Raw genomic sequence first — 24,000 nt, forward strand, 5'->3', positions numbered from 1 at the left:
ATTTTTTCAGTTGCTATGCAACAAAGCCATTCCAGTGTCAAGCACTGGGGAGAGTAAGTTGTTGTGTTTTTTTTAGTAAGTTGCTCAATCGTCACTGACTTATTTTCTCTAAAGTCACCTACCATAGTTCTTCTTAATTTCGTAATGTGTCCAAAACAATTTAATGCAATGCCAAGATCCCGAGCAATTGATCTCACATATACACCACTACCGCAGATCATAGAAAAATTTGCACTATTATTTATGGTATCCACAGATATCAATTTCAGCTCATGTATTTTAACTTGTCGGGATTTTATATTTACCTTTTGCCCACTTCTTGCCAATTTATACGCCCTTGCTCCTTTAATTTTTATTGCTGAAAATTGAGGAGGAGTCTGCTTGATCTCACCAATAAAATTTTTAATTGCACAATTTATTTGATTATATTGAGGTTCTATAGTGCTAGTTCTAATAATATCACCACCCAAATCGTCCGTTGTTCTTTGTTCGCCCCATTTTATTGTAAAATCGTATGCCTTTAAGTCACAAGATAAATACGGTATAGTTTTCGTTGCCTCGCCAAGAGCAATCGGCAACACGCCTGAAGCTAAAGGATCAAGTGTTCCCAGATGACCAGCTTTCTTAATTCCAAAGATCTTTTTAACTTGGGCTACAGCTTGTGCAGAACTAATTCCTATTGGTTTATCGAGATTCAGCCAGCCGTGTATCATAGTTAATTATATACAATTGGTAACAGTTTAGGAAGTAGCTTGAAATATATACTTTAAATAATAATGTAAAAATGGCTTGACTAACATGCATTATTAACATATACTTAATCTTTTTATTAGCCTTGTTTAAGGAGACTATTATGACTATAAAAAACATATTGAAGTGGGAAAACACTGCACATATAACAAAAATGAGTATTGAAGGTTTAGTTGCACTTGCATCTTTAGCGGGAGCAATAACAACAATATTAATTGCTACTAAAGTAATTGCTGGACCTGCATCTTTAGCACTTGTTGCTAGCCCTGCTGGAATTGCAGTTCTATTTATTGCCGCTGTATATTTTGCTGCAGCAGCTTATGCTTCATATCAGCAAATGAATGCAGTTGGTGATAAAGGACCAGTTGGTGATAAAGGACCAGTTGGTGATAAAGGACCTCAAGGTGAGAAGGGTGAAGCACTTACTGACAACGATTTCAAAGAAAAAGTTAAAGGAATTTTACCTACTCTCTTAGAAGATCTTGATCTTACTAAATTAGTGAAAAATGCGCAGCTCAACCAATCCAATAGTTAACTAAATAGCACAAGAGGTAGAGATGGTTCTGCCTCTTTTTTTCATTTGAGAAGAGTTACGATAATCTATCCCACATCTCAACTACATCCTCGCTAAACTCTATTATCTCTACTTTTTTAAATTGGTAACAGTTGTTGATGGATTGAATTCCTACATTCCCTATAAAGGGGATGGCATCGTTACCTAAAATTTTACCACTGCGGCAGATTATCAACCTGTCGATTAAATTGCACTTTAATAGTTCTGTGATTAACACTCCTCCGCCTTCAACTAATAATCTTGTTATACCAACTTCTGAAACAAGTTTTGATGCCATGTCTTTTAGGCAGACTTTACCAGCATCGTTCGAATTAACCACTAAGTAGTTAATATTTTTCATTTTTTTCTCTATTTCTCTGTTTGTAATCACCCAAGTTGAACCTCCTGTCATCCCAGTGCGTGACACTGGTTCTTCTTTTTTTCTAGATTCCAGCGTCACGCGCTGGAATGACACCGAAGAGTGAGCTGTTGGCTCTTTGCTTAAATCATAGCTATACAAGGGACCTGCAGTCTTTGCAATGTTATGCTCTTCCTTTAATTTCCCTTGGCTATCAATAATTAGTCTTATTGGCGATCTACTTCCGAGTCCTGGTAATCTGCAAGTTAAGAGTGGATCGTCATTAATAAGAGTATTGCTGCCGATCATAATTGCATCATATTTTGCTCTGAGCTTCTGTACCCAATTTCTCGTATTTTCACTTGTTATCCATTTGCTATCGCCTGTAAATGTTGCGATTTTTCCGTCAAGAGTTGTTGCAATTTTACAAGCTATAAATGGTCTGTGAAGTTTTTTGGTGGTTAAAAAACCGACATTCAGTTCTTCTGCCTCTTTTTGCATAATACCTTGCTCAACTTCAATTCCTGCTTCTTTCAGAGCTTTAATGCCTCCACCTGAAACTCTACTATCTGGGTCAATAGTTGCAATTACTACCCTTTTTATTCCAGCTCTTATAATTCCTGCAGTGCAAGGTTCTGTAACTCCAAAGTGGCAACATGGCTCGAGCGTGATATACATAGTTGCATCTTGAGTTGAATCTTTAGCGTTTTGCAAAGCAACTACCTCCGCATGCGGACGCCCACCGATCCCTGTATATCCCTCACTAATAATTGTACCATCTTTTACAATAACACACCCGACAGCAGGATTTGGTGCAACATTTCCAAGATTTTTTTCTGCAAGCCTTAATGCAATTGACATGAAATGATCATCAGTCATTAGAAAGAAGTCATTTCGTATGAGGTATCAAAAATTCTTCTGTGCTCGTGTATAGCAAATCTATCTGTCATACCCGAGATATAGTCACATATTATTACTGAACGCTGAGATTCACAAGCGAGTTTGCTCCACTCTGTGGGAAGTAATCTTGGGTTTTCATAAAAACATTGAAAAAGTTCCTGTATTATGCGTTTTGCTTTGTTCATCGTTCTACTCAGTTTATAACTTCTGTATATTTTCTCCATGTTGAATCTTTTCATTTCTTTTGTAGCATTCGCAACTTCTGGTGAAAATGTGACTAGCATTTTATTTAGACTTCTTACGTCTTCTACGCTTTTTATTTTGTGATCTTCAATATTTCTTTCAGTCTGAGAAACAACATCACTTATCATAGTTCCTATAGTTCCACTCAGTGATTCATGTATGAGTTTGCTCTGAGGCAATTCTGAATATCCGCTTCTTACGTCTTTAAACGTTTTTCCAATTAAAGGGACATTCAGTAAATCTTCGATGGTTACTAAATTTGCCCTGAGTGCGTCATCAAGATCGTGAACACTGTAAGCAATATCATCGGCAATTGAAGCAACTTGCGCTTCAATGCTTGAAAATTCTTCAAGTTTTAGATCATATTTTTTGTTGTATTCTAGCAATAGCTGATTATTTGTGTGAGATAGTGCATTCTGACCAAGTAAGGGACCGTTATGCTTTGCAACTCCTTCAATCACCTCCCAACTTAGATTCATACCATCAAAATCAGCATGTTTTTGTTCAAGATAAGTTAAAATTCTTATAGCTTGAACATTATGATCAAACTCATACTTCTCATTATCAAGATTCAAATCTTGAACTGATTTCTTTAGAGCATCTTCACCTGCATGACCAAATGGAGGATGACCAAGATCATGTGCGAGCGCTATGCATTCAGTGATATCCTCATTTAAGCCAAGTCTACGCGCAATGGACCTTGCAATTTGTGCAACTTCAAGGCTATGAGTAAGCCGAGTGCGATAGTAGTCGTGCTCATAATTGATAAAAACTTGTGTTTTATACTCCAATTTCCTAAACGCATTAGAGTGAACAATGCGATCTCTATCACGCTGAAAGCAGCTGCGATTCTCATCTTCTGGCTCTTTAAAGTATCTCCCTTTTGTTTTGCTTGGAAAGCATGCATAATTTAATAGAAAATTATTGTTTGACATGTAAAATTTCTACTATAATAAATTATCAATAATAAACGGTGGTTACTATGTCAACAAATTACAACATCAACTTAACTGATAATGCACTAAAAAAAATCCACTTTCTTGCAGAGCAGGAAGGGGATAAGAGTTCCGTTTTACGGATTGCAGTTTCAGGTGGTGGATGTTCTGGCTTCAAATACAATTTTCTTATGGATCAAATGAATAAAAATCTATCTTTGGATGATGAAGATGATGATTACGATGATGAGTTTGATGACGAAGACGAAGATGATGACTATGAAGAAAGTGAGGACTATAGAAGCCATTCCAGTTTTAGCGAAAAAGGTAAAGATATAGTAATTAATGATGAAAATGGCAATCCTGTATTAATGGTTGATGATTGTTCAGCAAAATTTTTGAATAATTCAGTTATAGATTATACTGAGAATCTCAGTGGTTCTGGTTTTCAAATAAAGAATGCCTTTGCTAAGTCTCAATGTGGTTGTGGTAACAGTTTTTCGGTTTAATTATTACCAAAATTTAGATGCCTTCTGGGTCTTTTAAACATGGGTGGTAATGTAGCACTAGAACTAACTTCTGTAGATAAAAGCTTCAAGGACAATTCTGCTGTTGTAAAAGACATTAACCTAAGTGTCACAAGAGGGCAAGTAGTAGCGCTGATTGGCGATTCAGGTGCAGGAAAAACAACTATATTGCAAATCGCAGGTTTGTTGGACAAGCCAACTTCAGGTATAGTTACGATAGATGGAATAAATTGCACACAAGCCAGTAATAAGCATAAAACCCATATAAGAAGAAATTTTCTTAGTTTTGTTTATCAATTTCACTATTTGTTACAAGAGTTATCGGTGTTGGAAAATATTATGCTTCCTCAACTCATTGCAGGAAAAAGCAAAGCTGAAGCAAAAAAAAATTCGCAAGCAATGTTGGAAAAATTTGGTCTGGAAAACAAAGCAAGTAGCATGATATCTGAAGTTTCAGGTGGGGAAAGGCAGAGAATTGCAATTGCAAGAAGCATTGTAAATTCTCCAAAGCTTTTACTTGCAGATGAGCCAACAGGAAATTTAGATCCAACAAATTCTTTTAACGTGTTTTTACTGCTATATTCCTATGTAAAGGAAAATAACAGCTCTATGCTTATAGTAACGCACAATCATCTCCTTGCAGAAAAGGCAGACTGCATTTTCCAATTGAGAGATCGATCATTAGTGAAGTTGTGAATAGGAAAAATAGCACAATTTCTATGCCTTATACTTATCTAACCAATGATCATTAACAGAGTATAACTCGCATGAAACGCTTTCATTGCTTTTTATACACGGACTTTTTAACTTACGCTGTTTACTTAGGGAACACCCCGATAACATAAACACAGCTAAAGCAAAAAATAATAGCTTTTTAAACATAACAAAACCTTTTCATTTATATTACTACACTCATTTCTCTTGTTTGTAAAGGTTAGGCATATTCTTTTACCCTTACCTCTTTTTTGACCTTTTGAGAAGAAATAGCTGCACTGTTTAAGCGCAGTTTTATATAACCATCTATGATTTGAGTCACTTCCTCTTCTTTATCCCTTAGAAAGTGATTAGTATCATCTATTATATGGTATTTCATGTGATCACTTTTTACTGAATTTATCAACCTTCTTGCTAATTCTGTTACATCGCTTTCTTCTGAGATTGTATCATTACTGCTTTGTATTATAAGCCCAGAAACTGGACAGGGAGAAAGAAAAGAAAAATCGTACTTAGTTACCGGAAGAGAAAGAGCAATAAAACCCACTATCTCAGGGCGGCGCATTGTTAGCTGCATAGCCACCCATGCTCCAAAAGAAAAGCCAGCGATCCAAATTGGAACATTGCTAGGATTATGTTCCTGAAGCCAATCAATAGCTACCGCAGCGTCAGTTAATTCTCCTATACCCTTATCAAAAGTTCCGGTGGATTTTCCCACACCACGAAAGTTAATTTTCAATGCAGAAAAATCGTTATCGATAAAAGACGTATATATACTATGTACAATTTTACTATCCATATTACCACCATATTGAGGATGATGATGTAAAACCAGCACAACCGGCGCGTTGGCATCTTTGCTTTGGTGGTATTCACCTTCTATTTTTCTTGTTGCATTATTCAAAAAAACTTCAACCATGGTAACTCCTAATAAGAACCCGCTTGACAGGTATTGATGACGTAAGTTATTAATTATGTATTAATTTCGCTGTTTTTGCAATAAATTTTTTATCGTGTTAAACATAGTTATGATTATAGTTGATGGTAAACTTATTTAAGTGACAGATGAGTCCATTCTCTTTAGAAAATAGTGGTTGCGTATATGCTGATTACAATGCAACTGCTCCAATTAGTGAAAATGTAAAAAAAAGTATATTTGAGGTTTTGTTAAAACAAACGCTCAATCCATCATCACTACATAAAAGAGGACAAGAAGCGAGGAAGATTCTTCAGGATGCAAGAGATAACGTACGTGATGCTATTGGCGTCTCAAGTGATAAAGAAACAGTTTTTACGTCTGGTGCAACTGAAGCGAATAACCTTGTTATGAGAGGAATGAAAGGCTACCTGCATGTAATTTCAGCCATAGAGCATCCTTCAATTCTTAATTCTGCATGTAATCCATATATAATACCCGTTAATCAGGAGGGCATTGTTGACTTTTTAGAGCTAGAAAAAATTCTAAGTGAACTTAAAGGAAACAAAGCAATAGTTTCAGTGATGATGGCAAATAACGAAACCGGAGTTATTCAACCTATTGAGGAAATAGCTGAAATAGCCCACAAATTTGGAGCAATTTGCCACACTGACATTGCTCAAAGTGTTGGGAAAATTAAAGTTAATATGGAAGATTTAGGAGTGGATTTACTCACTTTATCTGCCCATAAATTTGGCGGTGTAGCAGGCAGTGGGGTTTTAATATTCAATAAAGAACTTGCGATAGAACCGATTATAATAGGTGGTGGACAAGAGAAGGGATTTCGTGGTGGTACGGAAAATATTGTTGCGATCGCAGGCCTTTCTGCCGCACTGCAAAATATTCCAGATCTTCTGTCAAAAATGGATGAAGTAAAGGAGCTACGTGATCAATTAGAGTGTGAATTATTAAATCTTGCCAGTGACATAAGAATCTTCGGTAAAAACTCTAAGAGGCTGCCAAACACAAGTTTTATTTATATGCCAGGAGTAAAGAGTGATGTGCAGCTCATGCATTTTGACTTGAATCATATTGCAGTTAGTAATGGCTCTGCATGTTCTTCTGGAAAAGTTGAGCCTTCTCATGTTTTGCTTGCAATGGGGGCAACAAAAGAGCAAGCAGAGTGTTCAATTAGAATCAGTATAGGTTCAGAAACTAAACCACAAGACATAAAAAAAATAGTGGATTGTTGGTATAATATCTACAAGAAGAACTCCTTGGTATAGATAATACGTGGTACCATGCAGGGAGCTATAAATTAGATGTAAAAACTTACTTGACATCCTTCGCCAGCCCCCTTATCATGACAGTGAAGCTATTTCATTTAACTTCGCAATCTGTGCAGATTAAAACGACAAGAAAACTTGTATTTGGCGTACTATGCTTAATTTTTTGCACTATGTGTACCTTATGTCTTTATCAAATTTCTAGGTTTTTACCTATATAAGCTGAAACGCTCTTACAAAGCGTTCAAGACATCACCCAACGTCAAATTTTAAAATAGAGAGTGAATAACTAGCTACTGCGGGTTTTCTATGCCTTTTTTTTCTGCCTGGTAAATTTCTTAAATATTAAAGCTAAGGTTAGTTGCATTTAAAAGCAGCTAAATTGCAGCGTTTAAGACTTAAAAAACGCCAATACTGAAAATAGACAATGACCAGGGCTTCTTTTGCCTTTTTTTTCGTTTGGTAAATTTATTAATGTTTATAGCTAAACGACAACCGTCATCCCGCTGCTTGTTAGCGGGATCTAGAGATACCGCGAATGAATCGCGGTATGACGGTTAAATAATTCGTCATCCTGCTACGTGTTAGCAGGATCTATGCTGGGAGATACCGCGAATGAATCGCGGTATGACGGTCTGCGGCGGTATGACGGTGTAGATGATGGTTAAGTAATTCGTCATCCCGCTGCTTGTTAGCGGGATCTATGCTTTGAGATACCGCGGCGGTATGACGGTTAAGTAGGGTGTCATTCCAGTGCTCCTTTTTTTGTCATCCCAGCGTCACGCGCTGGTTTCAACATTATATCATGAACTTTCTAAAATTCATTGAGTTATGCTTTCAAACGGTAGTGCCGGGGTGTAAGTATAATAATTATCGGTACATAAAAGTCATAGCAGATAGGCTGGAAGCAGCGAGCGCTGGTGAAGTGAAACGAATAATATTCAATATGCCTCCGCGTTCAATGAAATCCCTGTGCGCTAGTGTTGCGTGGCCTGCATGGATACTGGGAAACCAGCCAACTGCAAGAATAATAGTTGCAAGTTACTCTCGGCTGCTCAGTGAAAAGCACTCGCTTGATACGAGGTGTATAATGCAGTCTAGTTGGTATAGAGAGCTATTTCCAGAGGTAGAACTATCCAAAGACCAGAATACCAAATACAAATTTCAAACAGTGCAGAGAGGATACAGAATCGCAACGTCTGTTGGAGGAACATTAACTGGTGAAGGTGGAGATTTCATCATCGTAGATGATCCACTGAGTCCCGCCCAAGCTTTGAGTGAAACGTTTAGAAAGCGTGCTACAAACTGGTTTGACCAGACTTTAGTAGCCAGGCTCAACAATAGAAAAAAAGGAGTCATCATTCTTGTGATGCACAGGCTACACCAGGAGGACTTAACTGGACACCTTCTCTCCAAACCAAAAAACATATGGAACCATACTTGTTTACCGATGATATCTGAAAATAAGGAGATTATCTATTCAATCAAAAAACCAGCGCCTCCTGTTCCTGTCATCCAAGTAACTATAAATGAGCGCATCGGGTGGCTGTATAATAAACCAGCATCACGCATTGCACCTGCAAGGATTTTATACTCAAGAGAAGAAGGTCAGTTGCTATATCCCCTAGATGGAGGAAAAGAAGAAGTTGAGACGATAAAAGTTGAACTTGGGAGTTATGCTTTTGCTGCTCAATATCAACAGAACCCTCTGCCACTTTCAAGTGGTATAATTAAACGAGAGTGGCTGAAGCGCTATAGAAATTTTCCTGATAGTCTCTCATATGTCACTCAGAGCTGGGACACTGCAGTTTCAACAAGTAACACTAGCAACTTTAGCGTCTGCACCACCTGGACAAAAGTGGGCAATAAATTCTATTTACTCGATGTATATCGCGCAAAGCTTGAGTATCCAAAGCTTAAAGAGCAAGTTCTATCACTAGCTGCAAGATGGACGCCACACGCAATTTTAATCGAAGCAAAAACAAGTGGTCAGCAATTGGTGCAAGAGCTAAAAACAAACAGTGATTTACCCATTATTGAAATAATGCCACATGATGACAAACTCACTCGATTCTACCGGATTGTTCCGATTATAGAGTCTGGTAAGGTTTTTCTGCCGCACCAAGCAGTATGGCTCAACGATTTTGAGTATGAGATTTTAATGTTTCCTGAAACTCGCCACGACGACCAAGTGGATAGTACCGTACAATATTTGCAGTGGGTGAGAGATAGTAGCTCTAGGGTTACGGCTGTACGGGCATTGTGATTTGAGTCTACCAGATCCAAGTAGTCAGCTACTTGCATGACACCCTGACAACCGTCATCCCGCTACGTGTTAGCGGGATCTAGAGATACCGCGAATGAATCGCGGTATGACGGTGTAGATGATGGTTAAGTAATTCGTCATCCCGCTACGTGTTAGCGGGATCTAGAGATACCGCGAATGAATCGCGGTATGACGGTCTGCGGCGGTATGACGGTGTAGATGATGGTTAAGTAATTCGTCATCCCGCTGCTTGTTAGCGGGATCTATGTTAAGGTATAGTAGGGGATCTATGTTAAGAGATACCGCGAATGAATCGCGGTATGACGGTCTGCGGCGGTATGACGGTGTAGATGATGGTTAAGTAATTCGTCATCCCGCTACGTGTTAGCGGGATCTCTTGTTAGCGGATGAGATACCGCGAATGAATCGCGGTATGACGGTCTGCGGCGGAACGACGGTTCGTGGCGGTATAGCAATTCGTCATCCCGCAGCGGGATCTCTTGTTAGCGGATGAGATACCGCGAATGAATCGCGGTATGACGTAGGACTGCTGTCATTCCAGTGTCAGCTACTTTCATGACACCGTCTACTTTGTAAAATTCACAAGACCTATTAAAATATTTTTTTACATTTCATTGTATATTCCTCAACATATTATCTTTAAGTACTAAAATAATTAACAATATGGCATTATTAATAGTTGAATCACCTGCGAAAGCAAAGACAATAGGTAAATATTTGGGTAAAGAGTTCAAAGTAGCTGCATCCTTTGGACATGTGAGAGATCTTCCAGCAAAAAACGGCTCCGTTGATCCAGATAATGATTTTGCCATAAAGTATGAAATCATTGAAAAAGCAGAAAAGTATATAAAAGAGTTAGTAAAAGCCGCAAGCAAAACATCAGATATATATCTTGCAACAGACCCAGACAGAGAAGGGGAAGCAATGGCTTGGCATGTGATAGAGACATTAAAAGAAAAGAAAGCAATCAGTAATGAAAACAACATTTATAGAGTAGTCTTTAATGAGATAACAAAAAGAGCAGTACAAGAAGCAATAAAAAATCCACGTGAAATTAATATGGATTTAGTGCGTGCACAACAAGCACGTAGAGCTTTGGATTATCTAGTTGGATTTAGTTTGTCACCACTGCTGTGGACAAAATTGTCGGGAAGCAAGTCTGCAGGGCGAGTGCAGTCTGTTGCATTAAAGATTATATGCGAACGAGAAGATGAAATCAGTAAGTTTATAACACAGGAGTATTGGAGCATAAAGGCAGAAATGCAAAATAGCAAAGATGAGGCTTTTTTTGCTATGCTGAGTCACTATGACAATAAAAAGCTAGAAAAATTTGATATTAAAAGTGGAGAAGAAGCAAAGAACTTAGTCAAGGAGATTGAGTCAAGGCAGTATGCTGTAAGCACAGTCGAACGCAAGCAAGTTAAGAGAAACCCGCTTCCTCCATTTATTACTTCAAGTCTTCAGCAAGATGCAGTGAACAAGCTGTATTTTAACGTGAAAAATGTTATGCGCATAGCGCAAAATTTATATGAAGGTATCGATATTGGTGGTGAAATTGTAGGGTTGATAACTTACATGCGTACGGATGGGTTTTATATTGCAGATGAGGCTATAAACTCAATTAGAGGGTCAATTAAGTCGTTATATGGTGTTAAATATTTACCACAATCTCCTCGTAAATATGTAAAAAAGGTCAAAAATGCTCAAGAAGCACATGAAGCAATCCGGCCAACTGATATAAATAGAACACCAAATAGTATTAAGGATTACTTAACGCCAGAGCAATTTAAATTGTATGATTTAATCTGGAAAAGGACCATTGCAAGTCAAATGGAGTCGGCGATTCTTGATCAAGTGGTAGTTGAAATTAGTTCTACTGACCAGAAAGTAATTCTGCGAGCAAGTGGATCAAGTATATTCTTTGATGGTTTTTATAAAGTCTATCAAGATAACATGGAAGCCGAAAATGAAGGCCTGCTACCTGCCATGCAAGAAGGGGAAGCATGCAAGCTGATTTCAGTTGAGCCAAAACAACATTTCACTCAACCGCCACCTCGTTATAGTGAAGCAAGTATCGTTAAAAAAATGGAAGAAATCGGTATAGGTCGACCATCAACTTATGCAACAATTATTTCGGTATTACAAGATCGTGAGTATGTTTCATTGGATAGCAAAAGGTTTATTCCAAGCAGCCGCGGTAAAATCGTTACCATATTTTTAGAAACTTTTTTTCAGAGTTGTATAGAATATGATTTCACAGCACAAATGGAAGAAAAGCTTGATTTAATCTCAAATGGACATGCAGATTGGAAAAAAGAATTGAGCCATTTTTGGGTGCCATTTTTTGGTCATGTAAACTCTGTCAAGCAAATGACGCATGATGAAGTTTTCAGCGGCATTCACAATTTGGTAGTTGATTGGTTTTGTTCAGAGGAAGGAAAAGAAGAAATAGGTAAGAAATGTCCTGATTGTTCCGATGGTATACTGAAATTAAACTTTGGAAAAGCCGGGGTGTTTCTTGGATGTTCTAACTATCCTGCATGCAACCATACAAAAGAAATTACAGGTAGTAACAACAATTCAGAATATCCAAAAAGTTTAGGTGTAGATGATGTAACAGGGCAAGAGGTAGTAATTAAAAAAGGTCCTTTTGGGCTTTACCTGCAGTTTAATAATGAGTCACAAAAGAAAAAAGCGGTTTCTATACCAAAAGATATAAATGTTAATGATATTGATCTGAGCACCGCTACTTGCTTACTTTCCTTGCCGAAAGTAATCGGAGAACACCCTGAAACCGGAAAGGAAGTAAAAATAGGCCTTGGACGATTTGGGTACTATATTTTTTATGATGGCAAATATTTTTCTCTTAAGAAAAGTTCCAAAGAGGTGCTGAATACAGAATTGAGCGAAGCTGTACAAATTATTGCAAACAGTCCACGCAAAGAGTTAAAATCTCTCGGGCTTAATGAAAAAGGAAAAGAAGTTTTTATCTGCAACGGTAGGTATGGATTCTATATAAAATGCGGTAAAACAAACGTTGCTTTGGGCAAAAGTGCAGATATTGAAAGCATAGATTTGAAGAAGGCTTTAGAGTTGATTAAGGGTAAGAAATAGACTTCTTGCATAACCATATGCTCTTTATTGTCATTCCAGCGCGTGACCTTACCCAGATGGTATATTGCTTGGGTTGGAAACATAAGAAGATAATAGCTTCTCAGAGTGGATAGGATAGAGGATTTTTCAAAGCATTTTTTCTATTGAAGATAAGAGCATCTTTTATATGCTTATAGTAAAACATAGAATGCTTATGGTTCCAACTATAGCAATTTTAAGTGGTGGATTTTCTCGTGAAAGAGAAGTATCACTTATGAGCGGAAAAGCAGTAAAGAAGGCGCTTGATAGCCTTTCATATAATGCAATAGAAATAGATGTTGACAGCAACGTTGCTGAAAAGCTTAGAAAAATCAATCCCCACCTTGCTTTTATAGCTCTGCATGGACCTTATGGTGAAGATGGCTGCATTCAAGGTTTACTGGAGATTTTAGGTATAAAATATACACACTCAGGAGTTATGGCTTCTGCTGTTGCTATGAATAAAGTGATGTCAAAGCATATATTTCGATCCCTTAATATCGACACTCCAAAAGGTTATGTAATTAGCCGAGAAGATGTACTAAAAAATAATATTAAAATCGATTATCCGTACGTCTTAAAACCAATTAATGAAGGCTCTAGCATCGGAGTGCACATGATTTTCTCGCATGAGGATTACTTAGAACTGAAAGATAATAGTTCTACTATAATGGAAAAGATGATCGTAGAAGAATACATACCGGGCATAGAGTTACATACTGTTGTATTGCTGGATGAAGCAATTGGCACTATGGAAATACGAGCAAAAAATAAATTCTATGATTATGAAGCAAAGTATACAGATGGATTTGCAGCACATATATTTCCTGCTGAAATTCCTGACAACATATATAAAATGACCTTGGAACACGCACTGAAAGTTCATCAATTTTTAGGATGCAAAACTATTTCCCGCTCAGATTTCCGTTATAATCCCCAAAATAACACTTTAAAAATGCTTGAGATTAATACACATCCTGGCTTTACTGAGTTATCGTTAGTGCCAGAAATTGCAAAATTGGCAAAAGGAATCGATTTTAATGAATTAGTTAAAATTATTGTTGAAACAGCACAAGAGTATTAGAGATCAAGCAGATGTTGAACAATGTTACTAGAAGCCAAAGGCGTTTTTTGCGCAAGTGCGCTTTCGTTATTATAACTGCGCTTTTTTTTACATTAGTACTTTATAGTTCACTCGATAAAATAATAAATCGATTTAATTACTACTTTGCTTGGTGTAATGACTGCCTATCTAGTTTATTACTCAGTAGTGGATTTTCAATCGATGAAGTAGTCGTAAGCGGCAATAAATTTACAAACGAAAAGGACATTCTAAGTTTGGTAGATAGAACGCAACCTATCATGTATATATCACTCTCAAAACTTATAGATAGTATACAATCTGTAAGCAGATGGATAAAATACGTAAGAGTTCACAGAATTTTGCCCAATACTCTACACATTAATATAGATGAGCATAAACCGTTTGCTCTCTGGAAAGATAATAACAAAACTTCGGTAATTGATTTCGAAGGTAAAGTGATCGTAGATGACTATCCAGTAGATGATCTTGTTGTAATCAAAGGACAAAACTCGTTATCAAACCTAGAATTTGTTAAAGATGTGTTAGAGAGTAAAACTCAATTAAGTGACCACATTTCTTCCTTTGCTTATATAGGGAATAGAAGATGGAATATCATACTTGATAACGATTCCACAGTGAAACTGCCTGAAGATAACCCTTATAGTGCATGGGACTATTTAAACCACTTGCAAAATACAACTGATTTTACTTTCAGCAATTGGAGTATAATTGATATGCGCATTACTGATAAAATTTTTGTGAAGAGGTGATATCCAAATAGCCCTTTTCCCGTCATCAAAGTAGCTGACACACAACTGTACATCGCATAGATTTCGCCGACAAGCAATGGGATAGCAATTTATCAAAAACTACCTCATTCTCCGTAGTAGTTAAAAAATCAGTGGAAAGTTACTGTAAGTTCATGTATTTTGAGGCTATAATGGTTAAAAATACGTGACGTATGGACGATTTTATCAGAGTTAAGGGTGCAAGGGAACATAATCTGCAAGGTGTAGACGTCAATATACCGAAAAATAAGCTAGTTGTTATAACTGGGCTAAGTGGTTCTGGCAAGTCTAGCCTTGCTTTTGATACAATTTATGCGGAAGGCCAACGCCGGTACGTTGAAAGCCTGTCAGCTTACGCGCGTCAATTTCTCAACATTCAGGACAAACCAGATGTTGAGTCGATTACAGGCCTTTCTCCTGCAATATCTATCAACCAAAAATCTATCTCAAAAAATCCAAGGTCAACCGTTGGAACTGTTACCGAAATTTACGATTACTTGCGCTTAGTATATGCACGAATAGGAGTTCCTTATTCACCTGCAACTGGATTACCAATAACAAAACAAACGGTGTCTCAAATTGTAGATACTATAATTGCGTTACCTTTAGAAACTAAAATATATATACTTGCCCCTGTTGTGCGTGGCAGAAAAGGAGAACATTATAAAGAGATATTGGAAATTAAAAAGCAAGGTTACATAAGGTTCAAAATAGATGGTGAAGTATACAATGTAGATGACTTGCCTAAACTCGATAAGAACAAGAAACACGACGTTTTTGTGGTTGCAGATAGAGTATCAATATTGGACGATATAGGAAATCGACTGCCAAGTAGTATAGAATCCGCACTAAAACTTGGTAATGGTCTAATGTATGTAGAAGTAGTAAACCTACCTGACAATCATAATTCTGAGTATAAAAATGGTCAAATTCTGACTTTTTCAGAGAATTTTGCATGCCCCGAGTCTGGTTTCACTCTTGAGGAAATAGAACCAAGATTATTTTCTTTTAACAGCCCTTACGGTGCATGTGGCTCGTGTAATGGGCTTGGTAAAAAGCTGGCTATTGATGTAAAGCTGATAGTGCCAGATGAAACTCTTTCAATATCTGAAGGCGCTTTAAAGCCAGTGGGATCAATGTTCCGTCAAGTGCACACAGGTTATGGATTTCTAAAAAGTGCAATTCTATCATTGGCTGAAAACTACAAATTTAGCCTTGATATTCCGTGGAAGAACATAGGTCAAGAAGTAAAAGATATGATACTCTTTGGCTTCGGTAAATTTCAAGGTTTGGTCAGTATCTTAGAAAACCAGATGGATTATGATGAAACGCTTGTTGAGCGATATTGCTCTGTTACTCACTGCAGAGAATGCACTGGCTATAGATTGAGAAAAGAAGCGCTTACAGTAAAAATTGATAGCAAACATATAGGTGAAATATCAGGGCTTAGTATCGATGAATCCCTTAAGTGGTTTGAAAATTTGTCAGACAAGCTCACAGAACAACAGAAGCAAATCTCAAATAAAATACTAAGTGAAATAATCAAGAGGCTAACATTTTTGAAGAATGTAGGGTTGAATTACCTAACGCTTGATCGAGAATCTAGCACTCTCTCTGGCGGCGAGAGTCAGAGGATCAGACTTGCTTCGCAAATTGGCTCAGGATTAACGGGGGTTTTATATGTTCTTGATGAACCCTCGATTGGCCTTCATCAATGTGATAATGATCGGTTAATTGCCACACTAAAAAACTTAAGAGACATGGGTAACACTGTAATCGTTGTTGAGCATGATGAAGATACAATAATGGCTGCTGATTATGCGATTGATATTGGTCCTGGAGCTGGCGTAAATGGTGGAAAAGTTGTTGCAGAAGGAACACCAGACCAGGTGCAAAGAAATTCGGAGAGCATAACAGGGCAATATTTGAGTGGAGAGAAAAAAATTTTAATTCCAAGGAGAAGAAAGCAAGCAACTCAGTTCATAAAAGTAATAAATGCATGTGAAAATAACTTAAAAAATGTAAACGTTAAATTTCCTATAGGGAATCTTATTTGTGTTACTGGAATATCAGGAGGAGGAAAATCAAGTTTAGTCATAGAAACGTTATATAAATATTCAGCACATAAGATACATCATTCGTCTGCAAGGTATGGCCGATGCGATAAGATAGAAGGTCTTGAATACGTAGATAAAATTATAGAAGTTGATCAGTCGCCAATTGGTAGAACTCCAGCATCAAATCCAGCAACATATGTTGGTATGTTCACTCATATAAGAAATTGGTTTGCAGGTCTTTCGGAGTCAAAAGCAAGGGGATATAATATAGGCCGGTTTTCATTTAATACCAGAGGAGGAAGGTGTGAGGCTTGTAAAGGTGATGGGCACTTAAAGATAGAGATGCATTTTCTACCGGACGTTTATGTGAAGTGTGAGCAATGTAAAGGGCGAAGGTATAATCGGGAAACATTGGAAGTTACTTATAAAGAAAAATCAATCTCTGATGTCCTTGATATGACGATAGATCAAGCTTGTGATTTTTTTGAAAACCTTCCAATGGTAAAAGAAAAGTTGATTTCTTTGCAGGAAGTGGGACTTGGCTATATAAAACTCGGACAGTCGTCAACAACGTTGTCTGGGGGTGAAGCACAACGAATAAAGCTGTCCAAAGAACTATCAAAACGATTTACCGGAAGAACATTGTATATTCTTGATGAGCCAACAACTGGGTTACACTTTGAAGATATAAATAACTTACTAAAAATACTCCATAGATTAGTCGATCTGGGAAACACTGTTATAGTTATCGAGCACAATTTGCACGTTATAAAAACTGCAGATTATATAATAGACATCGGACCAGAGGGCGGAATAAAAGGCGGAGAAGTGATTGCTACTGGAACTCCAGAAGAAGTGGTAAAAATTCCAGAGAGTGTTACAGGCAGGTATCTTAAAACATATTTATCACATAGAACATAAACTATTTCTTAATTATATTAGGCTAGGTTGCATATTTATGATTTGGAGAGGGTAATGTCAGTATATCGATACTTTAGAAGGTACGTTGAATATGGAGTTATACCTGCCAAGAGAGCAGAAGATTGCACACTAGTTCCAGAAAATAGTTTCTATAAGTCTGTACATTATGTTGATAATATATTAGGCCCTGTGAAAGATGTAATTTGTGGAGTTGAGAGTAAAGACGATTATAACAAGTATTATAAAAACAATGATAAATGTGAATACGTGGGCCACAGAGCAGAGGAAGTGTTTCCACTTTGTAAACGGGGTGCTTTTCTAGCAGCTAGCATAATATTGCAACCTTTATGTTTGATACTAGCATATTTGTCATACTTGCCAATTAAGTTATTGTCAAAAATAACAGGGGACTATTGTTTAAAAGCAAGTACAAAATCATTAATTGATCATTCAAATGCATTTTTAAGTGCTGGGCAAGATTATGCTAATGAAGTAGCTAGAGTATTTAACAAGATTGTAAGTTATGCTTGCACTGCTATCATTTGGGCTGCTGCGTTAATGATAACGCCACTCATGTTGGCTTGTGACAAAGTGCAAAGTAAGTTAAGTGAAATACAGGAGCCAGAAAAATATCAGCGTTTATCTACTGAGTTATAAGTTCTGCTTTTTCAGCAGTGGCTTAGTTTGAACTATATTGAGATGAAATAAAAAGTGAAAGCACAAGTTACTTTAGCTACACTATATAAATTTTATAATATATTTAATGAATTGTGAACCTTCTCTTACTAAAAAAAGCTACAAATCTCATATTTCCAAGCGTATGCGTAAGTTGCGAGTGTATCATTGATGAAAATCTTAATCTGTGTAGTGAATGCAACAAAAAAATCAATTTTCTAACTAAGCATTACTGCAATGTTTGTGGCGTAGTAATCTCAGACAATATTTATACGTGTGGTAAGTGCATCATCAATCCTCCACCGTTTAAAGTATTAAGATCAGTTTTTGCTTATGATCAACATAGTAGAAACATGATTATAAATTTCAAATTTTTTGATAATTTGAATTACGTAAAAATCTATGCAAAGTGGATACACCAAGCTAATCAGGATACGTTTCAGAACGCAGAGGTCATAATTCCTATACCGTTACATAAAATGCGCTTGTTTAAACGTAAATATAATCAAGCAGCATTGCTTGCAAAAGAGTTGAGTAAGTTGTCCAATTTATCCTATACGCCATTTGCAATAAAACGTCTTCGCCATACCACGCCTCAAGCTGGTCTTTCACTTAAACAGCGTGAAAAAAACTTAAAGAAGGCTTTTAAAACAAGCAACAAAGAAATTAGACTTCTTTCAAAATTGAGGGAGAGAGAGTAAGATCAAGTATTTGGAAGCATGAAATATAAGGAAATAGAAAAGTTAGAAGGAGAAAAGTTTCGACGTTTAACGGGGGTAAAAAAATCAACATTTAAGAGAATGGTAGAAATTCTAGATGAGGAGGATAAAAGGAAAAAAGCTAGAAGTGGAAGAAAAAGCAAACTTTGTATAGAAGATAGATTACTTATGGCACTGGAATATATGAGAGAATATCGTACATATTTTCATATAGGACAAAGTTATGGCATGAGTGAAAGCAACTGTTTTAAAATAATAAGGTGGGTAGAAGACACATTAATAAAACATCCAGATTTTGCATTACCAGGAAAAAAAGATCTATTAAATAGTAATGTAGAATACGAAGTTTTGGTAATAGATGGAACTGAAACAGCAGTAGAAAGGCCAAAAAAAAGCAAAAGCGCTTTTACTCTGGAAAGAAAAAAAGGCATACTATAAAAACACAAATAGTAACAGAGAAGAAGAGTAAAAAGGTCGTATGTACATCTTTCTCCAATGGTAGAAAACATGATTTTCGGATGTTTAGAGAATCAAAGATAGCAATATTACCGCAAACTAAGATCCTAGCTGATTCTGGTTACAGAGGAATGCAAAAGATACATAAAAATGTTGAATTACCACATAGAAGATCAAAAAAGAATCCTTTATCAAAGGAGAAAAAAGCAGAAAATAGATCTCTCTCTATACGAAGAGTGGTAGTTGAAAACGTAATCGGCTTATTGAAAAGGTTTAAAATCATTTCTGACAGATATAGAAATCGACGAAAACGTTTTGGCTTAAGATTTAATTTGATTGCCTCTATTCACAATCTTACTATTACCCACAAATATGTGGTTCATGAGCAAGTCTCCATCCTTCTGCTAGATCAAAGAGACGTCTCCACCCTTTCCAAAGAGTAATTGGTCCTGGTTTTGGGTCGCTTTTTCTTGCTAAATGACCTCCAAGTTGAGCAATCCACGAAACGGCTTCTTTTATAGTAGGGGCTATACTTGGACATGGTTTTCTGTGTATTTTAACATATAAAACTTTCCATTCTTCCTCAGCTAATAAGCCAGTACATGGTAATGTTGGGTTAGTTCTTGCAATTGATGTAATAAAGAAAATTCTCCAAGCAATAATGCTCATGACTGTTAAATACCTCATTAATCTTTCTGCTGTTCCAAGTCTACATTCCTCAACTTTGAGACCAGATTTTAAAATCTTATGCAATATCTCTATTTTCCATCTCAAACAATACCAACTAATTTTTTCAACAGCTTCTTCAAAAGTACTGACCGAAAGATTTGTTAAAAGCATCCACTCTAGCGGACTTGCTCCTGGAGGAGAATTTCTTTCAACAACATGAATTGCGTAAAGTTGTAGACTGAATAATGCTGCTGGTTTATATTTTATGTGACCTTCTTTACATTTTATGTGGCTTTCATGTGGACTCATCATAAATTTTCCGAATCTAATTTCTAGAAATGCTGTCCTTTTTTGCTTATCATCTCTAGCAGGGATTTCAACTTCTACTTTTCCAGTGCAAGGAAGACCTTGGATAAATGACCATAATTTTTGCTTATTCCTGGTATACATAAATTTTTTATTTACATTTCTGTTGTGACGAGCTCTTACTAAAATTGCTGAGTTAAGATTATGTGCAAGTTCAAAAAAATCATGTATATCTGCTTCTCTGTCACATACAGTTATAACCTCTGTTTGGGTCTGATCTATAATATTATTTGTTTTCTTTAAGCTTTCTAGCCATTTCATACTTTCTTTATCCTCAATATGAACGTTACTACGATGACTCTTTAGTCTTTTTTCTTCTTCAGAAATTGGTGGCCTCGAGTAAATCTTTTGATCCAATATTCCTAGTACCAAACCTTCCGTACTAACAGCAAGGGCTGTATGCATTACTGTACCTTTACCTCCTTTCCCAGCAATACTTCCCAATCCGCTTGTTTTTTTATGACTTGAGTATGAAATATAAGTTGTATCTTGAATTACAAGGACTCTTTTATGAGCTTTTGTTCTTTCAACTGTTTTATCAATGTGTGAAGCTAGAATATCAACTTCTTTTACGTTCTCATTTTGAAAAAAACGATGTGCAGCTTTTGCTTCTGACCAACTTCCGCATGCCTCATTAATTGAGCTTTCAGGTGAACCTATCACACTATTAGCAATATTCACTAATCTTTCGGTCAATCTTTTATCTCCAAGTGAAGCATCTCCAAATTCATTTTTAGCCCACTCATTACTCTCGTTTGCCATTTTTATACCATCAATATTTGCAAACTCTAATATTGTAATACTTTATTCATAAGTACATCTATATTTGTGGGTAATAGTAAGATTCACAATAGAGAGCTCCTTTCATGAATTTTGAAAGAAGTCTATTATCAAAAATAAAATCGTGATATTAGTTGATGATGTTGTAACAACTGGAGCAACTGTAAGATCTTGCTCTCAGGAAATTTTAAACTCCGGTGCAAAAGAAGTGAGAGTGCTATCGCTTGCAAGAACGGTGAATGATTGTGAAAATCAGCATGTTAAAACGTGATTTTTAATAACCTCAACATCACTGAATTCAAAAGTTTGGCCGCTCACGATTTGAAATCTTTCGTGCCCCTTTCCTGCAACTAGCAGAATCATACCCTCGTTATAGGCAATATCTATACCTTTCTCTATAGCTTCTCTTCTATCTTCTATTTCTAGCGCATCAGACAAAATATCGTGGCGAATTTTTGCCGGATCTTCATCACGCGGATTATCATCTGTAATTATTACTTTATCTGCATACATTTGTGCTATTTTGCCCATTTCTGAACGTTTCGTTCGATCACGATTTCCACCACAACCAAAAACTAGAATTATTTTTTTATTGAAGTGCCATTTTAAAGACAACAGAGCCTGTTTAAGTGCACTTGGAGTGTGTGCGTAATCCACGAATGCAAAAGGTTTCACTTTTTCCATTCTTCCTGCTGGAAAAATGAGTTTATCTACGCGTATTTCTCTGTAATTCAGTCCAGACGAGGTAACTATACCCATTGCACACAACAGATTATATGCTTGGAATTGCCCCAGAACCGGAAAAAACATGTCATAAATCTCATCGCCAATTTTAATTGTCAAGTGTTGACCGTTTGGTGCTGGTATTTGCTTTAACAAAGTAATATCAGAGCCTTTTTTCCCATAGGTTATAACTTGATTGCCACGTTTTTCAGCTATTTTAAGCAATGCACAGTATTCATCTATATCCGCATTTAAAATCGCTGTTTTTCCTTCTGGTAATACCTCGTAAAATAACCTTTTTTTAGTTTCTAAATATTCACCAAGATTTTTATGGTAATCTAAATGATCTTGCGAGAAGTTAGTAAAAGCTGCAGCAGCGAGCTTTAATCCATGGATTCTGTATTGATCAATCCCATGACTTGAAGCTTCCAACGCTAAGTGCTCTACATTTATACCACGCAATGTTGCATAAAGGTCATCTGCACCTGGAGTGGTAAGATTATCGCTATTATCTTCTCTGTCATTATTGATATATGTTCCAAGTGTTCCAATAGACGCAGCATTATAGCCAGAGTTTTGCCAGATCTGACGGCAAAATTCTACTACTGAAGTTTTACCATTAGTACCCGTTACAGCAGCAACATATTTTGGCTGTTTGAATTGATAAAACCTGCTGACTATTTTGCTGTATATTTCTTGAGGGTTTGGGTGGAAAATATGAGTTCCAGCGTCACGCGCTGGAATGATACCATTTGTTATGCAATCACTTGCAATTATCGCTTTAGCTCCACAAGATAATATCTGATCTATGTAAATCCTATCCCTTTCTGACACACAAACGAAAAGATAACCTTCCTTGACTCTCTTGGGATTACATGTAACGCCCTTGATTTCAACGCCAAAGTTAACATCAACAATATCATGCAGTAATTCTCTCAGTTTCATGTTTTACTCTGCCAGTTTTAGTGTTCAAACATGGCAACCTTGCTAGTGCAGCATTTAAATCAGAGATTAAATCTTCAGAATCTTCCAGTCCACAACATATCCGCACGAAACTTCCACCATAATCTGAATTCATTACAGATCTTGACATACATTTACGATCTATTGGTAATATCAAACTGTCGCACCCTCCCCAAGAAGCACCAATACTAAAAATTTTCATGTGATCAACCATGCAGCTTAGTTCTTCACATGAATATTCTCTACCCAATACTATACTAAATACGCCGCTTGCTCCTTTAAAGTAACTTTTCCATAATTCGTGTTGAGGATGAGAGGGCAGTGCTGGATACAAAACTTTTTTAATTTTTGAATGTTTTCCTAGCCATTTTGCCACTTCCATTGCTGTATTTTGGTACTTTTTCATACGTGTGTGCAGTGTTCTGAGTCCCCTATGTGCAAGATAGCAGTCGTGCGATTGAATGGTTACTCCATAATTTTTATAGCTCTCATAAAGCAATTTAAAAATTTCACCTTCAGCAATCATAGTCCCCATCAATAAATCTGAGTGACCGGCTAGATACTTTGTCACTGCATATAGTGCAACATCAATTCCATAATCAAGCGGCTTAAATAACAAAGGAGTGGCCCATGAATTGTCGCAAACGGTTACGATTCCATGTTCTTTAGCAACTTTTACTATATGCTCTATATTCGAAATCTCAAACGTTACAGAACCAGGAGTCTCGATCATTATCAATGAAGTATTACTCTGAATTAAATCAGTTATATCCTGTGTTGGATCATAAAAAGTTACTTCTATTCCCCTTTTTGGTAACTCATTTTCGGCAAATCTCTTGAGTCGGTAATAACTGTTATCCTGAATTAAAACATGAGAACCTGCTTTAGTGAAAGTCAAAATGGCAAAAGTAAGTGCAAATAGTCCGGAAGGATAGATTAATGCTTGTCCTCTGCCTTCAATTTCAGCCAGTGCATTTGAAAGATAATGAACAGTGGGAGTACCAACATTACTATAGCTGTAATCTCTTGCAACACCATCGTTTATTACATCGTATATACTTTCTCCATTTGCAGCATTTAAGTAGTCCTTGTAAGTAGGAAATAATATGGTAGAAGAATGATAAACTGGCGGGTTCATAGAACCTTTATAGTCCTTAAATTTTCTTCCTGCTTTAACTAATAAAGACTCTTCCTTCAC

General features: G+C 36.7%; 16 protein-coding genes and 5 pseudogenes. 13 read left to right on the forward strand and 8 right to left on the reverse strand.

Annotated elements, in window-relative coordinates; genetic code table 11:
- Positions 1-29: 29 nt before the first annotated feature.
- Positions 30-713, reverse strand: a pseudogene (truB, locus tag NBW37_RS00080) (tRNA pseudouridine(55) synthase TruB); the annotation flags it as partial.
- 140 nt (positions 714-853) lie between these two features.
- Here truB and NBW37_RS00085 point away from each other — a divergent pair.
- Positions 854-1,285 carry a collagen-like triple helix repeat-containing protein gene (locus NBW37_RS00085; protein ID WP_250296416.1) on the forward strand — a complete coding sequence of 144 codons (432 nt, stop codon included), beginning with the start codon at positions 854-856 and terminating at the stop codon, positions 1,283-1,285.
- Between the two features lie 55 nt (positions 1,286-1,340).
- Here NBW37_RS00085 and ribD read toward each other — a convergent pair whose 3' ends face one another.
- A complete protein-coding gene (gene ribD, locus NBW37_RS00090; protein ID WP_250296417.1) occupies positions 1,341-2,540 on the reverse strand; it encodes a bifunctional diaminohydroxyphosphoribosylaminopyrimidine deaminase/5-amino-6-(5-phosphoribosylamino)uracil reductase RibD in 1,200 nt (399 codons plus the stop codon).
- Positions 2,540-3,739: a deoxyguanosinetriphosphate triphosphohydrolase gene (locus tag NBW37_RS00095; protein ID WP_250296418.1), complete on the reverse strand. Its 1,200-nt coding sequence runs from the start codon at positions 3,737-3,739 to the stop codon at positions 2,540-2,542. The genes ribD and NBW37_RS00095 overlap by 1 nt, the downstream gene beginning before the upstream one ends.
- 47 nt (positions 3,740-3,786) lie before the next feature.
- Here NBW37_RS00095 and NBW37_RS00100 point away from each other — a divergent pair, with 47 nt between their 5' ends.
- Positions 3,787-4,248 (forward strand): HesB/IscA family protein, encoded by a 462-nt coding sequence (locus NBW37_RS00100; protein WP_250296420.1) that lies wholly within the window; start codon positions 3,787-3,789, stop codon positions 4,246-4,248.
- 39 nt (positions 4,249-4,287) lie between these two features.
- Positions 4,288-4,962: an ABC transporter ATP-binding protein gene (locus tag NBW37_RS00105; RefSeq protein WP_250296422.1), complete on the forward strand. Its 675-nt coding sequence runs from the start codon at positions 4,288-4,290 to the stop codon at positions 4,960-4,962.
- 21 nt (positions 4,963-4,983) lie between these two features.
- On the opposite strand, the gene NBW37_RS07685 is transcribed toward NBW37_RS00105, so the two are convergent.
- Together NBW37_RS07685 and NBW37_RS00110 are read right to left on the reverse strand one after the other, a co-directional pair.
- Complete coding sequence (locus tag NBW37_RS07685; protein ID WP_164224385.1) at positions 4,984-5,148, reverse strand: lipoprotein; 165 nt, start codon at positions 5,146-5,148, stop codon at positions 4,984-4,986.
- A gap of 52 nt (positions 5,149-5,200) precedes the next feature.
- Positions 5,201-5,899 carry an alpha/beta hydrolase gene (locus NBW37_RS00110; RefSeq protein ID WP_250296424.1) on the reverse strand — a complete coding sequence of 233 codons (699 nt, stop codon included), beginning with the start codon at positions 5,897-5,899 and terminating at the stop codon, positions 5,201-5,203.
- Between the two features lie 146 nt (positions 5,900-6,045).
- Here NBW37_RS00110 and NBW37_RS00115 point away from each other — a divergent pair, with 146 nt between their 5' ends.
- From NBW37_RS00115 to NBW37_RS00160, 9 genes and pseudogenes are all read left to right on the forward strand, one after another.
- On the forward strand, positions 6,046-7,182 hold the full coding sequence (locus NBW37_RS00115) for a cysteine desulfurase family protein (RefSeq protein ID WP_250296425.1): 1,137 nt from the start codon (positions 6,046-6,048) through the stop codon (positions 7,180-7,182).
- Between the two features lie 805 nt (positions 7,183-7,987).
- Positions 7,988-9,448 (forward strand): phage terminase large subunit, encoded by a 1,461-nt coding sequence (gene terL / locus NBW37_RS00120; protein WP_250296427.1) that lies wholly within the window; start codon positions 7,988-7,990, stop codon positions 9,446-9,448.
- Positions 9,449-10,132: 684 nt separating this feature from the next.
- The gene (gene topA / locus NBW37_RS00125; protein WP_250296429.1) at positions 10,133-12,583 is read left to right on the forward strand and encodes a type I DNA topoisomerase; all 2,451 of its coding nucleotides are present in this window, start codon (positions 10,133-10,135) and stop codon (positions 12,581-12,583) included.
- Between the two features lie 187 nt (positions 12,584-12,770).
- A pseudogene (locus NBW37_RS00130) lies at positions 12,771-13,716 on the forward strand (D-alanine--D-alanine ligase).
- Positions 13,697-14,455, forward strand: a complete 759-nt coding sequence (locus NBW37_RS00135; RefSeq protein ID WP_250296430.1) for a cell division protein FtsQ/DivIB — start codon at positions 13,697-13,699, stop codon at positions 14,453-14,455. Before NBW37_RS00130 ends, NBW37_RS00135 begins: the two are co-directional and overlap by 20 nt.
- A 191-nt stretch (positions 14,456-14,646) precedes the next feature.
- Positions 14,647-17,451 (forward strand): excinuclease ABC subunit UvrA, encoded by a 2,805-nt coding sequence (gene uvrA, locus NBW37_RS00140; RefSeq protein WP_250296431.1) that lies wholly within the window; start codon positions 14,647-14,649, stop codon positions 17,449-17,451.
- Positions 17,452-17,505: 54 nt separating this feature from the next.
- Positions 17,506-18,108: a hypothetical protein gene (locus NBW37_RS00145; RefSeq protein WP_250296433.1), complete on the forward strand. Its 603-nt coding sequence runs from the start codon at positions 17,506-17,508 to the stop codon at positions 18,106-18,108.
- Positions 18,109-18,221: 113 nt separating this feature from the next.
- Positions 18,222-18,794: pseudogene (locus tag NBW37_RS07690) on the forward strand (ComF family protein); the annotation flags it as partial.
- Between the two features lie 51 nt (positions 18,795-18,845).
- Positions 18,846-19,663 (forward strand): annotated as a pseudogene (locus tag NBW37_RS00160) (IS5 family transposase); the annotation flags it as partial.
- On the opposite strand, the gene NBW37_RS00165 reads toward NBW37_RS00160, so the two are convergent.
- Positions 19,662-21,098 (reverse strand): IS4 family transposase, encoded by a 1,437-nt coding sequence (locus tag NBW37_RS00165; protein ID WP_250296436.1) that lies wholly within the window; start codon positions 21,096-21,098, stop codon positions 19,662-19,664. The pseudogene NBW37_RS00160 and the gene NBW37_RS00165 sit on opposite strands and share 2 nt — an antisense overlap.
- Positions 21,099-21,222: 124 nt before the next feature.
- Here NBW37_RS00165 and NBW37_RS00170 point away from each other — a divergent pair.
- Positions 21,223-21,387 (forward strand): annotated as a pseudogene (locus NBW37_RS00170) (ComF family protein); the annotation flags it as partial.
- On the opposite strand, the gene NBW37_RS00175 reads toward NBW37_RS00170, so the two are convergent.
- Both NBW37_RS00175 and metC read right to left on the reverse strand, forming a co-directional pair.
- Positions 21,369-22,784: a Mur ligase family protein gene (locus NBW37_RS00175; RefSeq protein ID WP_250296437.1), complete on the reverse strand. Its 1,416-nt coding sequence runs from the start codon at positions 22,782-22,784 to the stop codon at positions 21,369-21,371. The pseudogene NBW37_RS00170 and the gene NBW37_RS00175 sit on opposite strands and share 19 nt — an antisense overlap.
- Positions 22,759-24,000, reverse strand: a complete 1,242-nt coding sequence (gene metC, locus NBW37_RS00180) for a cystathionine beta-lyase (protein ID WP_250296439.1) — start codon at positions 23,998-24,000, stop codon at positions 22,759-22,761. Before metC ends, NBW37_RS00175 begins: the two co-directional genes overlap by 26 nt.

Source organism: Wolbachia endosymbiont of Oedothorax gibbosus (assembly GCF_936270145.1).
Lineage (GTDB): Bacteria > Pseudomonadota > Alphaproteobacteria > Rickettsiales > Anaplasmataceae > Wolbachia.

What these genes read in the sequence shown, in the direction of transcription:
- NBW37_RS00085 (WP_250296416.1), top strand. Translation starts at nt 854, where the DNA reads ATGACTATAAAAAACATATTGAAGTGGGAAAACACTGCACATATAACA.
- ribD (WP_250296417.1), bottom strand. Translation starts at nt 2,540, where the DNA reads ATGACTGATGATCATTTCATGTCAATTGCATTAAGGCTTGCAGAAAAA.
- NBW37_RS00095 (WP_250296418.1), bottom strand. Translation starts at nt 3,739, where the DNA reads ATGTCAAACAATAATTTTCTATTAAATTATGCATGCTTTCCAAGCAAA.
- NBW37_RS00100 (WP_250296420.1), top strand. Translation starts at nt 3,787, where the DNA reads ATGTCAACAAATTACAACATCAACTTAACTGATAATGCACTAAAAAAA.
- NBW37_RS00105 (WP_250296422.1), top strand. Translation starts at nt 4,288, where the DNA reads ATGGGTGGTAATGTAGCACTAGAACTAACTTCTGTAGATAAAAGCTTC.
- NBW37_RS07685 (WP_164224385.1), bottom strand. Translation starts at nt 5,148, where the DNA reads ATGTTTAAAAAGCTATTATTTTTTGCTTTAGCTGTGTTTATGTTATCG.
- NBW37_RS00110 (WP_250296424.1), bottom strand. Translation starts at nt 5,899, where the DNA reads ATGGTTGAAGTTTTTTTGAATAATGCAACAAGAAAAATAGAAGGTGAA.
- NBW37_RS00115 (WP_250296425.1), top strand. Translation starts at nt 6,046, where the DNA reads ATGAGTCCATTCTCTTTAGAAAATAGTGGTTGCGTATATGCTGATTAC.
- terL (WP_250296427.1), top strand. Translation starts at nt 7,988, where the DNA reads ATGAACTTTCTAAAATTCATTGAGTTATGCTTTCAAACGGTAGTGCCG.
- topA (WP_250296429.1), top strand. Translation starts at nt 10,133, where the DNA reads ATGGCATTATTAATAGTTGAATCACCTGCGAAAGCAAAGACAATAGGT.
- NBW37_RS00135 (WP_250296430.1), top strand. Translation starts at nt 13,697, where the DNA reads ATGTTGAACAATGTTACTAGAAGCCAAAGGCGTTTTTTGCGCAAGTGC.
- uvrA (WP_250296431.1), top strand. Translation starts at nt 14,647, where the DNA reads ATGGACGATTTTATCAGAGTTAAGGGTGCAAGGGAACATAATCTGCAA.
- NBW37_RS00145 (WP_250296433.1), top strand. Translation starts at nt 17,506, where the DNA reads ATGTCAGTATATCGATACTTTAGAAGGTACGTTGAATATGGAGTTATA.
- NBW37_RS00165 (WP_250296436.1), bottom strand. Translation starts at nt 21,098, where the DNA reads ATGGCAAACGAGAGTAATGAGTGGGCTAAAAATGAATTTGGAGATGCT.
- NBW37_RS00175 (WP_250296437.1), bottom strand. Translation starts at nt 22,784, where the DNA reads ATGAAACTGAGAGAATTACTGCATGATATTGTTGATGTTAACTTTGGC.